The organism is Nitrospirales bacterium, assembly GCA_031315865.1.
Classification (GTDB): domain Bacteria; phylum Nitrospirota; class Nitrospiria; order Nitrospirales; family UBA8639; genus JAGQKC01.
The window spans coordinates 1,491,514-1,508,338 of the sequence record JALDRJ010000002.1; the positions used below are offsets into that span (position 1 = coordinate 1,491,514).

Below are 16,825 nucleotides of genomic sequence, written 5' to 3' on the forward strand. Positions count from 1 at the left end.
GTTGATTCATTGGCTAGAGGTAACCCCGAAAACTCCAATCGTTTTCTGACTGCGAAAGAAGCCGCTGACTTTCTGGGCTTCGCCGAGATTACTCTGGCCATGTGGCGACATTATCGGAAGGGACCTCCCTATGTTCGAGTAAAACGACACATTCGATACAGTCTCAGGGATCTGGAGAACTACATGGCCGGCCGGTCCGCAGAGGGGGATGGGCCAGTGAAAGTTTTTCCTGATGCCAGTGCTACGGATTCTTCCAAAAAGAAAAGGATCTGAATGCCGAACAAATCACTGAACCAACGGCGTTCACGTTTAGAAAAGTTGATCAATCCACAATCCGAAATTCATCCCCTCATACCAGACTGTCAAGATAGGGTTTGAGGGAAGGAGGCAAACTATGATGACCGTCAAGAAAAACACGAAACTCGACATTGCACTGACCCTCGCCGCCATGGGGTTCAAGATCTTCCCTATTCGTGAAGGTACGAAGAACAAGCCGCGCGTCCGCTGGGCGAGGGGCGGATCCAAGGAACGAGCGACCGACGATCCAGCAATAATCAGGGAATGGTGGACGAAGTGGCCGCAGGCCAACATCGGCATTGCCACCGGTCCGTCGAACCTAGTGGTGCTGGATATTGACATGAAAGATGAACGGAATGGGGAAGAGGCCTTCGCTCTGCTTGAATTGCTCTACGAATCCCTGCCTGAGACGCGGCAGGTCAGAACGGCATCCGGTGGGCGCCACCTGTTCTTTTATCGATCTGTTCCGATCAAGAATCAGGTCAACTTCAACAGCCGCATGATTGGTGAGGGTATCGACCTCCGTGGTGACGGCGGCATGGTCGTGGCGCCAGGATCTGAGACGGAGAAGGGAATCTATACGTGGATCAATCCAGAGCATCCCATAGCCCAAGCCCCCGAGTGGCTTGTTGAGTTATGCACTTCGAATGAGGGAGGAGGACAAGGAGTTGACCTTCGGCTCAACAGGACGAGTGACGCTCAGCCTTTGGACCCAATCGTTCCCCTCGACGAGGAGCTGGCAATTGCGAGGACCATAGATTTTCTCAAATCGCATCCACCGGCTATACAGGGTGAGGGCGGAGATTTGCACACTTATAGGACCATATGCCAAGTCAAAGATTTCGGTATCTCCGAGTCGAAATGTCTTGAATTGCTGGTAAAGTACTGGAACGACGGCTGCGAGCCACCTTGGGAAGTTCGAGATCTAAAGAAGAAGGTGAGCAGTGCCTACAGGTACGGCACGGAGCCCCCTGGCGTTCTCTCTCCGATGGCGGACTTCGACAAAGTTGAGGATGGGGATGAGCAATCCGAAAAACATCCTTCTATACCACCTCGGTTCCTGACGACCTTGTTACTGAAGCATTTACCTTCCCTATCGTGGTTGATCGGGGGCTTGATCCCTGAGTCCAGCTTCGGCATGCTGGTCGGCGAGCCTGGCACGTTCAAATCATTCTTTGCCCTTCACGCTGCGCTTTGTGTGGCCAATGGGAGAGCGTGCTTCGGTCGCCCCGTCCGACAGGGCGACACCTTTTATCTTGCCGGCGAGAGTGCCTTCGGTTACCGCCTGCGAACGATGGCGTGGGAACAACACATCGGGTATTCCGTTTCCCAACCTCCCTTTTACCTGCAGGTCGGGGGATCACACTTGAATCAGGGTGGGGAAGTCAGAAAACTGGCTGAAGACATCCTGACCCTATCACGGAATCCGAAACTCATCATTATCGACACCGTGCAGGTTTACTTGTCCGGTAATGAAAATAGCCCGGACGATATGGGATCATTTGTGAAAGCCTGTCTCTCACTTCGCGACTTGACCGGTGCTGCCGTGCTCGTCATCCATCACCTTGGCAAGGATGTCAGCAAGGGGGCTCGGGGGCACACCTCGCTCATCGGTGCGGCGGACTTTATCTTCAAGACCGTGAAGAAAGAATCATCGATCGAAGTTGTCTGCCAAAAGATGAAAGAAGCTGATGACCGCACTCGAATGTTCTTGGAACCACACGTTGTCACTGTTGACCCAGGAGGGGAGTTCCCAGACTCGTTGATCCTCAGAGAGGTTCAACGGCCGATGGACGACGAGACGACTAGCATCCTCCGGCAGGCCAAGGAGTATGACGGCCGGGGTCAGGGCGTGTTCGTCAAGTCGGTTGAGGAGGACCTGAACATTCGAGATGCGTATCGCAAGGTCAAAAAGATGATCCCCGAAGGCAAGCACAATGCTATCGATTTCGAAGACGGGTCGCTATGGATCGAACCTGATCCAGACAACCCACAGGGGGTTAAGACTATTCGCTATGAAAGGGATTTTGCAGAGACGGATGCAGACATCTCCGACCTGTTGGCGTGAACACCTACTTCTCAGGCGCTGATCTCAGTTCTAATGCGGAAATGCTAGAAATAGCAGATCGGGCGGATTCCATCTGTCAGATTTCGTCTGAAATCCTAACCGATTCAAGGGCTTACGCCTCTTCAGATCGAATATGGTTTCATGGGGCCAAAGTGGATTTCGGATTTCAGCCTATATATGCAGCGAAATCCGAAATCCACCTCGCCGGAAAGTGATTCAGATATCTGAAAACTGAGAGCGATAGAAGTTGAAACGTCTCTGGTCTGGTCGGACCTTCCTCTATTCTACCCGGATCGGCCACATCGGACTTTAGGCATCCCGCCCTGTCCCAGGCATCTGTTCTATCGCCTGGAATCCACTGGGGCCGATCTGGCTGAGATTCGGAGCTATCATTTTAGACAGTTGCCTGCAACCTACGTAATGAGGCCACCTCTGGGCAGTTCTTTTAGACGAAAGTAATAAACGCGTTACCAAAAGTAAGCGCACTCCCATGTACGGTTGGCAAACGCGGATGGGTCTCGCGCGTGCGGGGACTTCAGGCCCTCAGCGTTTTAAAACGTGTGCAATTTGAATCAGGTTCTTCAGGAGCCTTCTTTCTGCTAATGCTCGACGACATTTTCTCATAAGGACATGAGGGATGGGGTGGCTCCCCCACGACCAACAATCGTCCCCTGTCCAACGGTGAAAACAGATTTAACGGATGCAGATGAATAGTGGAATCTGAAATCTACTTTTTCCCGTTAGAGTATTGACGGGATAAGCCAGATCGGGAATTTCTTAGATAGATTAGGGCGCCATACTTTTCGAATTTTTTCTTGCTAATCTGGGCTCTTGTCCTAACTTTCTCTCGGCTCTGTCTTATGTTTCTAGGCGTTGCCAGCTCCTTAAAATCTTTGGCGGGTAGTTTCCATACAAAACAGATGTGATCTTTTGGGAAAAAGGCTCCATACACAAAGTCCAATTCTTGGAGCATATGAAAAGATACTTCGACTTTGCGATTTTTTCTTCTCGCACATTTGATGGCAACGCGTCGTTTACGGTGGATGCATGCGTTGCTGACTCCCTGCGGTTTCGTGGCACCGATTTTTATCGCGATTTTACGCGCCGTATTAAGTCCCCAGGCTCTAGCGACTTGCCCACTTTTCTTGCCTTGTGACATTGATATTCCTTTCCTTTGAGTTACCTGACTTACCGATTTTCTCTAAGCGTTACTATGTGAATCGGCATGTACATCGACACCCTTGATACACCGAGGTCTTCTTCAAAGGTGATTATTGACGGCTAGGGGAGGATACTCAAAGGTAAGATGTTTTTAGAAGGTAGGGGGCTCAACTAGAAAAGTCATAATTTATTTGGAAATCAGATCCACTGATCGGGAATCAGGGGGTCGCACCTAGAGAAAGCTAATGTTTTTTGGGCATTTTATCAAATGCCAGGTTCTAGAAACCTGTTTTGAAGCCTGCTAATGAGTAGGGAGTAGGGCGGCTCAATGTCAGAGTTTCGTCCTTACTGTGGAAATGAAAGAAGGAGAACATTAGTATCTTTGAAGAAATTCTACTTACGGGAGGAAATCTTTTTTCATATACTTCGTCTATATTTCTACGAGGGCAAGCATAGGTTTCGAGTATTAATTTCGAAGTGCAATCACTATGTATGCTTCTACGTCAAGTGAATATGTAGTAAGTGCAATTGAGCATACAGGTTCTTCAAGTGATACCCAGCATTAACTTTTGGACAAGAGAATTTGATTTCTCACCACCCAATTTACACCAGGTACGACTTTGCTTGACAGCTAGCCCACTCACTATGTCGGCACATTTGTCTTTCTATGTTTGATTCTTTCCGAAAAGGTACGAAGATGTCCATAAAAGTGTTCCAATACACAATACAAAAAGTAACCATACCGGTATTTGCGGCATCGCATGCAGAGCGTTGACTAATCCGAGAATAATCAATGGCATAGATAGTATTCCCAAAATTGCATGAATAATTGCTCGTAATACGGTCCAAGGAGAAGTTTCTACTTGCATGAGGAGTGGAACAATTCTTTCTTCTGCCTCATCCACAATATCCTCATTCAGCTGCGCTCCTACATCGGCTTCATTAGGAAAAAGTAGAGAGGTGAAATTCACAAAAGAAAGACAGAAAATTATTAGAGCAGAAAAAAATTAAAACTCCCAATTTCATGGTAAGCCGAATCATTTGATTGTACAGGTACTAATGATGAGGTAACAAATTGTTTTGTTCGGCGTCCATAAAATATGAGTGGAAGTATCGTGGCGAGCCAAAGTGCGAAAAAGAATAACCCCACGCCTACGGCCAGGTCTGATTTATTAAACCCTAACTGCGTCTTGCTCCCCAAAACAAGGGCCCATACTGAAAGACCAATAAAAAATCTATTGAGCCGATTTATAAGCAATAGTTTACGAACTCGCCGAAAGAAAGTTGCAAAAACTTCGCTAGGAATCTGCCATAATTGACTAATTGGGTACGATCCGCTCTGTCCCCAGATTAATTTGCCATTTTTCGGGTTGCAAGGCGGACTAAGCCAAGTTCCGTCCCCCACTGGTATGAACCCGATGCCATATCGTACATAAGATGCAAGCCATGCTTTTACTGGTTTTATTTGACCACTCTTGAAAGAATCCGTTTTCGTTGCTTTAAGTAACTCCGCGCTCTTTGTCATTACTCTCCTTTAAATTTTTTTGGAAAGGGATTGCTAAAGAATTTGTCTAAAACCTAGCTTGGATTGATAACTATGCAGACTACAAACGCTAATTTACTTTTCTTTATGAGGAATTACGAGATCACCCATTTTATAGGGCTTTTCGAGGTAGTTGGGGGCATCGCGTTCATGTGGGGATCTAATAAAAAATTTTTCATTAATAGTTACTCCCTCAGCTTTTAATTGAATTTTACCTTCGGAATACCATGGATCAGAATCCCCAAATGTGAATTTTTTCAATTGAACAACTTCGATCGTAAATTCAACAAATTCATCTTTGTTGAGGAGGGGGCACTCAAGATGCAAAAAGAGGTCGCTATTGTCGTGAGCAAACCATTGATTCCATAGAATCTCCTTGTCATAAGTGCAGTTTGCACTCTCCGACTCTTTTCGTTTGATCCTTAGTATTAATACAGTACCCGGTCTCCGTAAATATTCAAAACCAGTAACCAGCCTCTTGGATGTTTTTAAAAAGGAGACCCTACCATTTAAGTTTTTTATAGGTTTGAACTTTTCGTTTCTTATCAAAATTTTCACTGGGTCATTAACGGCATACATTATGTCTTTGTCGCCCTTATACCCTCCTAAAACTTTTGGCGGAATCCCTTTGCTAAAAAAAAGACGTGTATTTAATGTAGCAACTCTATACCATTCCGGACACTTCTCTGGTTTGTATATTAAATCTGAATTAGTGAGCGTCGGAAACGTACTACATGCCGACAGCTTATCCCAACGATTTGTGGGCCTCTCACCACGCACCTCATATTGAAGTTCAGGTTCTACAATATTCATAGGAGCATTGTACTCTCTTTTTGATTTTGAACCCAACGGATCCAGGTCCTCCATATAGTGGTCTACAAAAAATCCCACAACTGAAGTAGCAATAGCACCTGCTAGTAATATGACCATACGGCTCGCGCCAGGCGTTTTTTCTTCAGGTTCATTCATTACGATTTATGTTTTTTGTGAAAAATTCATGATTTACTATCAAGAAATCTATTCTTTCACATCAGAATGAATACACTATGTTATTCATAGAAATTTTTCCCGAGGGTATTAGAGGCCCCTAATGACGCCTTTTCCCCATGTCCCATCACCAGAGATAAGATGATGGGGGACTGGATCGCGAAAACTCCACGCTTTTTCGAATAAAGCTTTTTCTAATTCGCGATCAATTTTCTTCAGTTGATCGCGCATATTCGGAAGATTTATTTTTTGAACTGATCGGTGGGGAAATTGTGGTATGGGATTATTGGAGTCTCCAGTGCACTGCATTCGATAAAGTAAATTCAGTACCGTTGTCACGTATCGATGGGCAAGCAACAACATGCCATATACTGGCTCAAGGCCTTTTCGCACCAATGGAACATCGTTAGGGCAGAGCACCTCCAATTGTTGATTGAGGTTTTCCGAGCGACCCTCAAAGAAGCTTATACTTTCACCAATATCTTGATCTTTCCATTCTAAAAAACCTTTCAATTGGTTTTTCGCCCTTTTTGTTAACGGTTCATAATTAAGTGGAAAAGGGACTCCCATCTGATTGGAGACCTCTTTAAGTTTATCCGCCACCGTCTTATCTGTTAGGGCACCAATACGTTCTTGGAAAATTATTTGGACTTCAAACTCTGACCCTTTGTTCTTGTATTGAGCTTCATCTTTGTCTAACCGTCTCTCTAAATTCGCAAATAACCTCTGGAGTTTAGGCTTCATAGCCTTGGGGTAGAAATCACTTTCAAGTCGAATTTGCTCATCGTGCAAAAATGTCTTCCTGACTGATGTCAGCAATCGAAGGACATAAAACTCTTGGCGCATGGTCTGCAACAGTCTCTCCTCAAAACTCTTCATCTCAAATGTTGCAGCAAATGCGTCACTATTCCAAATAACTCTGTCGAAGTTTGCAGCAGTGTACGGCCATTCATTTTCAATTTTCCCAATTAGTCCCTGTTTAGCCTTCCACAGAATACCTATGCTTTTACCCTTTCTTACTTGTTTTAGGTTGCCTTCCGCGGCTTTAAGGCGATCATGCGGAAGCAGATCTCGCAATGTTCCATTTATATTTTTAACGACTCCAGAAGAGACACCAAGCTGAAAAGCAATTAGGCGATCCTCAATTTCCTCCGCAAACTCTTGATTCCTTTCTTCCCGAATGGCACTTAGAAAATCTCGAAACGGCTGAATGGAATGATCCTTAATTACGCGAGCCAGCACCTTTTCAAAGTCCAATTTAATTCGGATGGCCTGGCTTCGTCGATAGGTTGTATCAAATTTCGTCTTAGGTCTTTTCAGGTTTTGGAGACTCCGTTCCTTAGGTTTTGTATTGACTTTGATTGAAAGCAACATTCCACATTGGTTGCAGAATTTTTCATGGCCTGTGAGTGGATGTTGACATTGGGGACAATGAATCACCTTATGAGATTTAACGGGTTGTCCGCATTGTTCACAAAATCTACTTGTCTTACGAAGTTTCGTCTGACAATGTTGACAGTGAAGGATGGCGGACATTAGTAATTTCTCCTTGAAGCACTCACCTTTTTACTCGATCGAATTATCTGACCTTTATTCTGGATCAAAATACGCGCAATCTTTATGCACATTGGGATAGGGAAGTGCAACGTACTCATCTGCAGTACTATGATAGCGGCAATGGGCATGCCAACGTGGCCTTGTTCGACTCTTCCCTTTATTGTGATAAATTCTCGATAGTTCAACAGCCCACTCGGCATCGAGACTTTCCAACATTTTGGTGTGTATCTCATTGTTGGGCAAGCCATCAAGTATGCTGAAGGGATTTCCAGCCCGCACATGATTGTTACAGTATTGACAATCGACAACTTTCCCTTGTTTTAGGTGAAAATCGAGGCAGTCCTTGGCTCTATTCTTGACCTCACAAATTTCAAAAGTTTCTTCTTGGCTTTTCGCCGCACAGAAATCTGACATGACTGGACGAAATCCCCAAGCTTTCTGATTAATTTTAATCAAAGCTACTTTTTGTTTGGCCTCTGCGATTTGTTGCTTTTTCTCGTCATTGCTAATGTTGAGTAATTCTTTCTGAACGTGAGTACCACCACCACGAGGTAAGCGAGGACATACAGACGTGCTCGGTCGAAAATGTCGGCAGTCATAGCATTCAACCGGACCACTAACTGATGAGGATGAACCCTCCGCAAGCACTTCTGTCCCGCAATTTCCGCAAAACTTTTCATCTCCTTCAAATGGCGTCCTGCAATTTTTACAGTGTGTTGGGGACAGAGCATGATAGGCCTTGCCACATTCATGGCAGAACTTACTACCTTCAGGTAAGCGAGTTTGACAGTAAGTACAGACCATCAAGAAGATCACCAGGGAAAATTCATTGGAAACATGACAAATGTTTCTAGTGTTTTAACTACACATGTACCAGCGCATAGAATGCATAAAGTGCCTTGAGCTGCCAATATACACCCTATTAAAATAATGGAGCGATGTTTCATCGGCAGCTTACTCAAAATGTACTATCTAGGCAAGAGAACTACACATATCCCTAAGATCCCAAAAATTTAGTGTTCTATAGTGCTCGATAGAAGCAAAGAAATCTGTGTAATGTAGTATCCGAAGAAATGCCCAAGGTTTTTGCACTGCAATGCTTGGTGTGGAAGAGTCCCATTATTCCGGACCATTAACTTGGTGTCATAGTCAACCAAAGAACTCCACTCTTTCAGGGAGAATTAAAAACAAATGCTATAACTTTTTCCTATACAGCGCTCATCCAAATGACTTTCGGTTTGGTCATCACTCATTAGGTAAAATAAAAATTTTTGTGTATGTAATTGGGGTTCAAGATTTGTAAGAGAGACGCATGTGCCTACGTGGAAGACAAGAAGGTAAAGTAGATTGTTATTTCTATAGTGGCTATAGCTAACAACGTAGAACTTTCCTCAGTCTAATGTCATTCAAGATATTTTTATTATCAATTGCATTTATTATTTCTGGTGGATCTCTTTTTGCGGATACATTCAGAAAAAATTGGCTATTAATGGGTATTGCCGTAGTTATCGCCACTCTAAGTACATATTATTTATTTGATGCTATATATGAAGATGTAATCGGAAAATCCAAAAAGAACGAATATAAAATAGCCGAAATTTCTGAGGAAATTTCGAGACTTTCCAACAAACCGAATAAGACAGGAAGTATAGAAAAATCTTCACTTTCCGACCAACAAATTAAAAAGAAAAGTCTAGAAAAATCCTTTGAGAGGATCTGGGAAAACCCAAAAGAAAATTTGTTTGAAAAGTGGAATGAAGATTTAGCTAGTAAAGCCATGAAGGAATGGATGGCTGTAAGTGATTTCAACGATGCTAGATATGATATTGACGAGGATGGTACCTACGAGATCTTATCTCATGTAGATAGTTTTTGGCCCTTAGATTTACCATCAGGGAAGGTTGTCATAGGGATTGGTTTTATAATGGGACAGTCCTGCGAAGCTTGTATGGGGGAGGTAAACATTGTAAAGTTTACTAATAATAACAATGGGTATTGGGGCGTACGTACTCATAAGACTTTCTTGGCTGGTGATAGGGGGTATCCTCCAAAACAAATGCGTGTTTTGAAAATCGGTTCCGATAATTATGGAGTTTTTTTAGAGCATAAGTTTTTCCTTAGAGGAGGTTGGTATGAAACTGGGCGACTATTTGCAGAAATTAATGGGAATTACAAAGAAGTATTTAAATATTTCAAGGTGGCAGCTGGTCTCTTAACTGGTGAAAGATATCGATATTCTAAGATAAGTTTTGACCCGGAAAAAGGGAAGGATTATTTTGATATCATAGTTAGAAGTAAGGATTTCTTTCTCAAAGAAGAGATAGAGGATAGAGAAATATTGGATTCTACCTATGCTCAAAAATTTTCTCAGCTTGATGAAAGTGAAATAGAAAAGGAGGTTTATAAATTTAACGGCCGCGAATATATATCTACAACTGTAAGTCTCTCCTAGCATAAGCATTTAATATGTGAAGTTTTCTGATGTAATGCCCCTTAAAGGTTGAAGGGTTGCGGTAGACCATCTTTTTCTACTTCTGCTTGGTCTACTTTTTCTGCAGAAGGGCAAGCAGTTAACTCCATCTCTATGACAATCACAATCTTACGTCTTTTCCTCAAGTAATCTGTCCATTGCTTGCTCTAGATTTAACTCTAATTCCGTCATTCTTTCTTGAAAGGCCATGGCTTCTTTTGATCTGCGGATTCTCCCAATTTTTTCAGCATCTTTGACCAAGGAACGCTCACCTATAGCTTGCCTCGTGCGTTCACGTGTTGCTCCCTTCAGAAAGTTTGAAAATAGTTGCTTGATACCGGTATGCACCATTTGTATTTCAGAAACAACTTGTGCCTGGGTCAGAATTTTTTCTCTCATGGAAAGACGCTGGCCAAGATTGAGCCCTGGAGGCATTGACTTCTTCTTGGTATAGAGTTGATCCAATCTTAACTGTTCCCTGACCAATGCTTGGGCGATGTTTCGCGAGTGAGACAGGTCAAGCCCGAGATTACGATGTAATGCCTTATTCAGCCCCTTCCTATGAGACAATTCTGAGAGATGGCCTTTTGTGCCTAATTGAAGTTTAGAGCTACTTTTCAAGTCAGCTGTTTGAAGTCCCGTTTCATCTATAAATATCGACAAGTTCTTTTGATTATCTCGAACAAAGGACAACATAGCTGTTTCCAAAGGTGATTCACGCTTTTGCTTTAAAACATCTTGCACCCTGCGAAAGTATTCTCGCTCTTCCTTTGACAACTCACGGCCCGTATTGAGCATTTGTCGTCGATGAACATTCTTGCTCTCTTCAATATGAACATCCTTTACTTTGTAGCTAGATGCTTTAAGGCGTTTTCCAGCTTCCAAACCCTTAAAAAGGCTAAATAGGTTGCCTTCTTGACCAAACTGCTGACGGTTTCTGGCTTCCTCGGTCGCTAAAGACCTTGTGTAGTCTACAGCTTGGTCAAAATTTGTTCTGCTCGAGGTTCTTATATCTTTGCCATAATCAAGAGGCTGATCTGAGTGGGCAAGTCGTTTGGCCCTCGGTTTGTCGGCTTCGTTTTTGGTTCTTTCAATTTCTAGATCATCATGACCACGACCGGATTCAGTTTTATGGACTGCTGTCGGGCGTTCTACACGAATAGTCATGTCATTGCGGTAATGGGTTTCCTGATAATCGCTCAATTGTGAAATAGGATCCCTTGTCAACGCTTCAAGAACTTTCCTTGACAATCCATGCTCACTTTCATCCAGCCGTTTACCCATTCTATCTCTCTGGGCAAGCCCCTGAGCAGAATGTTCTTCTACATGTCCTATTTCTCCACGGCCAGGAACTGTCATGGCCTTTAACAGTCCATTAACCATGGGACCGAAGTTCTGATATTGCGGTCTTTGAATAGCTTCAATAATTTCTTTGAGCTTTTGTGCAAACTCAAAACGTAACAGCAACCCACTCTCAATTTGTTGTTCTCGCTGATACTGACGACTCAAATTCGTTAAGTCTCGCTCCTTTTTTGCTAGGTCCTTTAGGTGTTGCTCAAGTCGCTGTTGCTCCTGTGTGAGGGTCATGTGTTCCGCGATCATTTCTTTATCACGACGCTTTGTTTTGATTTGTTCTTGTCTTAGTTCTGATAGCTGTTGGTTAAGCGTGTGTTTCTGCTGTTGGGCTTGCTCCTGTTGTTGGGTCAGAACCTTTTTTTTGTCTGTGCAATCACGGATATGGTTTTGGAGTTGTCCCTTTTCGTGAGTGAGGACTTTCTGACGCCGGTTCAAGACCTTGGTCTGCTGCCACAATCTCTGTTTTTTTTGGGTAAGCTCTTTTTGACGCTGGGCAGATGCTTTAATATGCTGCTGAACTTGCCGTTTTTTCTGGGCGAGCACTTTCTGTTGTTGGGTAAGTACTTTGACCTGTCGTTGGACTTGGCGATGTTGTTGTTGAATACCTTTTTGTTGACGAATTAGCCTGGCTTTGAGTTCTTGAACTCTATTTTGTTCCTTGTTAAGCGATTGTCGCTGTTTAGCGATTGATTCATGTTTTTTCGTGGCTCGTTGCTGTTCTTGAAGTGACACCTCTGGGTCTCGCGCAAAGGCCTTGATTTGGTTCTGAGCGCGACGGTGCTCTCTGGTGAGAGTTTTTTGCTGTTTGGAGAGGACATTTAGTTGACGTTGGACTCGATTCACCTCGGCAGTGACAGCTCTATACCTTTGAGCAATAGCTTTAACCTCGCCTTGAACTTGTCGCCTTTTTTGTTTGAGGACATCTTGCTGTTGAGTGAGTGATTTAGTCTGCTGCTGAGCACGTTGTCGTTCTATAGAGACAGACTGTTGGCATTGAGTCAACGTGTTAGTCTTCTGCCCATTCTGATGCTGCTCCTGTGTCAAACCCTTCTCTTCTTGCGCAAAAGTCTTAGTCTGTTGCAGTGCCTGTTTCAGTGCTCGCGACAATTCTTTTAGCTGGGGTTTCAGTTCCTTAATAAGACGTTCTACCTGGTGTCGTTTCTGAGTCAGGGTCTCTTGGCGTTTGGTTAATGTGTGCGTCTGTTTCTCCATCTGACGCCGTTCACGGGTTAACTTGTCTTTGCGCTTTGCAAGTGTCTGCAATTGCTGCTGAGAGCGACTCTGATCATGAATTAGTGATCGCTGTCGGGCAGCCAGAACTTGAGCCTGGTTTGACTTCTGCTGAAATTCCTGGGCTATCTGGTCTCGATTTCTCCGTGGTGTTTTGGACTGCTCCAGACGCTCCCGCCCTCCCTGAGTAAGAATTTTCGTTTGTTGAGTGACTGACGACGTTCGTATGTCCCTGTGCTTCTGACCTTGCGCACTAACCCGATCGTGTTCTGATTGAGCTTGTAGGTGCTCACGAGATCGAGAGTTGTGCTGATCGGGTTGCTGGTCCTGGGTAAAGACTGACTGCACTTGGTCTTCCGGTAAATTGGTTTGCCCTCTTCCTTGTGCAATTTCGTCTCGACGAGCGCCCTGTGGTGCTGGTGATTGCTCTAAAGTATTATGTTGTTCCCTGGCTATGCGCTCATCAAGGTCTATTTTGGCTGTGACGTGTTGCTCATGTACGAGGCGTAGATTTTGTATATTATCAGCGACTCTGGATAATCGATCGAAAAGATTCTTTTCTGTCTGCTGGATATCCTGGTGTAGTTGGGCAATGATGTTGGGACGCTTTATATTCTGCTGCCCTGAATCAGGATTTTTCTGTCGTTCTTTGGCAAGTTCCTGGTGACTTGCTCTTAGTTTTCGGTCCAGCATTTTATGCCTTTGACTCGCAAGATCATTAGTTATAAAGGCATGAGTGTTAAATTTGAATACTACATGTGGAGACGATGCCTACGATTAGAATGCAGATTGCATATCAGCGGAAACATGTTTGAGACAATGACTATAACCTTCTACAGTTGTCAGACAAAACATCGTAATTAGGCAAGGACATTTTGAGAGCAAATCACCCGCGGTCTATTCCTCAAAGAGAGTACAATCTCCATTGGCGTTGGCGCGTGCACATAAAATGTAGATACGCCTTTTTTCACCGGAAATAGGGTCTATGGCTCTCCTATTTTCCTTCGTCGTCCAACGTGCGCACCACGGATAGTTTATTGGTTCATAATCAAATTCTTCCTCACGATCGAACCGCTGTTGTTCCAACAAAGCCTTTTTATTTTGTTCCTCTTCCCATTTCACCACCTCTTCCAGTATTTCTGGGGTATGGTAGTCGTTATGACGAAAAGGCTTGACAGGCGTACGTTCTCGAAAGTGACGACAATTTCTACATATTGCAATATCCATTCGCTCTTTTTCTTTCTTATGATTCTTCTGAATTCGTGAGACCCGTTTCTCCTCAATTTATGGATGTGAACAGACAAGTGGTGCAATGCTTTGTTAGGAATGGCCACTATGTTTCGGTACTGGATTTAACTCCTTTTCTTAATGACGTATTACGATTGAGGGCTAGATTGGGTCCCTTATAGTTTTTTCCCCTCACATGGACAAACCACGTTTGAGGTCTCTCAACAAGCGCACTGAGAGAACCGACTACGACCGCTTGACCTCGCGACAGCGTCTGCAGAACCACGCGGGTAGGGAGGTCTTTTTTATCTTTGATTTCACTTTTGACATTTTGGCTTACACCATCTTTCGAATATGTCGCGTCGAATGTTTTAAAAAGTATTTCACTTTCTCCTACCAATTTTGAGGCCAAGTCAGCAGTTTCAGGATCTCCGACTTGCATGAAGATTTTTGCAGCCATATTCGAGACAATTCCCTGCCACGCATCTTCGAGTCCAGAGTTTTTCAGCATATGGATACTCTGAGTTGCGACAAGGCCCATACAGCCAAATTGTCGCATTAGCGAAAAAAAATTACTATCTCCAATACTCTCCCCTTTCAATTCCGTAGCCACATCTGAATATTCATCTGCAAGAAACAGGAGAGGTCTTTCTTTGTTTTGAAGGTCCGATCTTTCAAAACGAGTGAGCACGTGCTGCTGAAACATCACTTTAATTACGGTACAAAGAATTTTAGCAATTGCGAGATTCCGCTTCGATACACTAACGAGTACAAATTTACCATTTTCGATGATTTCATCGTATAAACTCAGTTGCCTGCGAGAAGGAGGGATCTCGTCGGAAAATACATCGAATTTTCTGGATCTAAATAGTCCATAGCATTGATCCATAAATGATTTGAGTATGGGTTTATCTTTTTCATTTTCTAAAAATCGATTGAGTGTACTATTACACAATCGAAATTGTTCCAATGCATCTTCATTAAAGGTACTGGAGAGGGATCTTGCCAAGTCCAATGCTAGCTGGAGGTTTTCTTCCTCTTTAGACTCATTACCAGGTGACGGCGAATAACCCAAGAAAAGGGATGCCAAATTTTGTAAGGTTGGACGTGTTTTCAGTTCTTCTTGCAAAAGCTCTAGCAGCGAGAGACCTGCACCAAAGAGTTTCCCAAGTTCATTAAGCCAAAATGGTTCTCGAGACCCAATTCCGGCGCTCTTTGCTGCCATGGCTAATGCTTTTCCAAGAGCATCTGGATCTAGGAAGGAGTGGATGAGGTTACGTTTCTCTCCATGCTCCTTCATAAAAGACTCGTTGATGATAATTAGATCCTTTCGTCTCCCAACCTTAGAGAATTTATTAACGATATCTCCTACTAATGCGCTTTTGGGATCCAGGAGCAGACCTCCAAATTTCTTGGTCTTTGAAGATTGTTCAAATGCTAGAATTTGGTCGAGAAGATGCATCATTAAGAATGTTTTCCCACAGCCCGGGACTCCAAATATGCCATAACTCTGGCAAAGTCCCTGATCCTTGATATAGATTTGACTAGGGGCTTCCCCTAAAGAGTATTGCATCTTTTCCTGATCTATCCCTGTACCGCTATAGTTTCGTGGTGCTCGAGCTTGGGCAGGATGAATTCTAGCTGGCGGCCGAGATCGAATAATGACTTTTGGTGGTTTGGTTTTTGAGGGGAGGGAGCGGATTAAGCATAATTCGCTACCCACTTGAATTCGACCTTTTACTTTAACTTTTCTACTCTTGAATTGAATCGACATATTTTTTTCATTACATGGTCTTGAATCTATATGCTACCCAATCTCATAAAAAATATATCTTATGAACTTATGACCATTTTTTACAATTTCATGCTCATTTATTATTCCCGTTACACCTCTTACGGCAAAAGATTTTGACAAACTTCATCAATTTGTCAAGCAATTATGTGAGGGTAATCAAGTTTAGGAGCAGCTGACTAAAGATCGGTGGATCTATGGCAGAGAAGACAAACGGTTTCAGCGGCTTGTGCGACCCGTGTCCGACGTGAAACCTGTTATAGACCTGTTACCGAGTAAAAACTAAGAAATGAGACAATTGATTTGAAAGAATAGGATGTAAAGGCAAGATAGTGTATTTCAGCAGACCAAATACCAGTTCTCTATTTTCCTAACTCTCTCTCCACGTCCTTCAACACCCGGCTCAACCTCACGCCCGACGCCTCCGACAGCTTGCGCATGTTGATCTGGCTCATGTTCCGCTCGTCCCGCTCCACGTCCCCCACGTAAGTCCGATGGAGGTCCGCTCACTTGGCGTCAGCCACATGTTCGCCTCTGTTTGGCGGGGGGTGCTTTCTCCGTGAGTGTAGTCGGAGGGAGCTCCACCGACATTTCGAAAGGCAAGCCTGGATCCTGTGGTATGACCGATGGATCAGAGAGGAACTTCAGAGAACGGCGGAGTCGTCCTACGAAAATCAGGTGCCGCTCATGGTGGCCAAGCTCCTGGTGAGGCCACAGAGCTAGGGTGGTTATCCTCAGATCCCCTTCGTTCCTATTTTTCTCTGTAAAGCTTCAATCTGGCGTCAGCTTTTTTAAGCCGGTGGCCGATAATAGAATCATAGTACGTATTATTAAGTACGTAATATTTGAGTCGATAATTCTGATCAGCTCATGGCTCGGTGGTGAGCATATATAAAGGAGGGAACGAAGATGACCAAGCTAAATAACAATGATGGTGATTCGAGAAGGGATGCGTCTGTCCTTGAAGGGGCGAGCAAGAATGTCTGGAGGCAGCTGTACGAACTGGACCGGCGGGTGGCGCGATTGCAAAGGTTGGGGGACCTGAAGGGTGCCGATCCCGACCTGACTCAGAAGGAGGCAGAGATCCTCCCGATGTTGTTGGAGAGGAGATGAGCGCTCTGGATCATCTGGAGGAGG

At 44.1% G+C, this 16,825-nt stretch carries 10 protein-coding genes; 3 read left to right on the top strand and 7 right to left on the bottom strand.

Annotated features, from left to right (window positions below; genetic code table 11):
- The first annotated feature begins 394 nt into the window (after positions 1–394).
- On the top strand, positions 395–2,365 hold the full coding sequence (locus MRJ96_06915; GenBank protein MDR4501165.1) for a bifunctional DNA primase/polymerase: 1,971 nt from the start codon (positions 395–397) through the stop codon (positions 2,363–2,365).
- 2,152 nt (positions 2,366–4,517) lie between these two features.
- Here MRJ96_06915 and MRJ96_06920 read toward each other — a convergent pair.
- The 4 genes from MRJ96_06920 to MRJ96_06935 all read right to left on the bottom strand — a co-directional run bounded on the left by MRJ96_06920 (position 4,518) and on the right by MRJ96_06935 (position 8,417).
- The gene (locus MRJ96_06920) at positions 4,518–5,051 is read right to left on the bottom strand and encodes a hypothetical protein (protein MDR4501166.1); all 534 of its coding nucleotides are present in this window, start codon (positions 5,049–5,051) and stop codon (positions 4,518–4,520) included.
- Between the two features lie 93 nt (positions 5,052–5,144).
- Entirely contained in the window at positions 5,145–6,038 is an 894-nt protein-coding gene (locus MRJ96_06925; protein ID MDR4501167.1) for a hypothetical protein, read from the bottom strand.
- A gap of 108 nt (positions 6,039–6,146) precedes the next feature.
- The gene (locus MRJ96_06930; GenBank protein ID MDR4501168.1) at positions 6,147–7,430 is read right to left on the bottom strand and encodes a hypothetical protein; all 1,284 of its coding nucleotides are present in this window, start codon (positions 7,428–7,430) and stop codon (positions 6,147–6,149) included.
- A 216-nt stretch (positions 7,431–7,646) separates the two neighbouring features.
- Positions 7,647–8,417: a zinc ribbon domain-containing protein gene (locus MRJ96_06935; GenBank protein ID MDR4501169.1), complete on the bottom strand. Its 771-nt coding sequence runs from the start codon at positions 8,415–8,417 to the stop codon at positions 7,647–7,649.
- Between the two features lie 595 nt (positions 8,418–9,012).
- On the opposite strand from MRJ96_06935, the gene MRJ96_06940 reads away from it, so the two are divergent.
- Entirely contained in the window at positions 9,013–10,065 is a 1,053-nt protein-coding gene (locus MRJ96_06940; GenBank protein ID MDR4501170.1) for a hypothetical protein, read from the top strand.
- Between the two features lie 147 nt (positions 10,066–10,212).
- Here MRJ96_06940 and MRJ96_06945 read toward each other — a convergent pair whose 3' ends face one another.
- From MRJ96_06945 to MRJ96_06955, 3 genes are all read right to left on the bottom strand, one after another.
- Positions 10,213–13,362: a hypothetical protein gene (locus MRJ96_06945; protein MDR4501171.1), complete on the bottom strand. Its 3,150-nt coding sequence runs from the start codon at positions 13,360–13,362 to the stop codon at positions 10,213–10,215.
- A gap of 204 nt (positions 13,363–13,566) precedes the next feature.
- The gene (locus MRJ96_06950; GenBank protein ID MDR4501172.1) at positions 13,567–13,896 is read right to left on the bottom strand and encodes a hypothetical protein; all 330 of its coding nucleotides are present in this window, start codon (positions 13,894–13,896) and stop codon (positions 13,567–13,569) included.
- Positions 13,897–14,002: 106 nt separating this feature from the next.
- Complete coding sequence (locus tag MRJ96_06955; protein ID MDR4501173.1) at positions 14,003–15,670, bottom strand: type IV secretion system DNA-binding domain-containing protein; 1,668 nt, start codon at positions 15,668–15,670, stop codon at positions 14,003–14,005.
- Positions 15,671–16,597: 927 nt separating this feature from the next.
- On the opposite strand from MRJ96_06955, the gene MRJ96_06960 reads away from it, so the two are divergent.
- Complete coding sequence (locus MRJ96_06960; GenBank protein ID MDR4501174.1) at positions 16,598–16,801, top strand: hypothetical protein; 204 nt, start codon at positions 16,598–16,600, stop codon at positions 16,799–16,801.
- Positions 16,802–16,825: the final 24 nt, after the last annotated feature.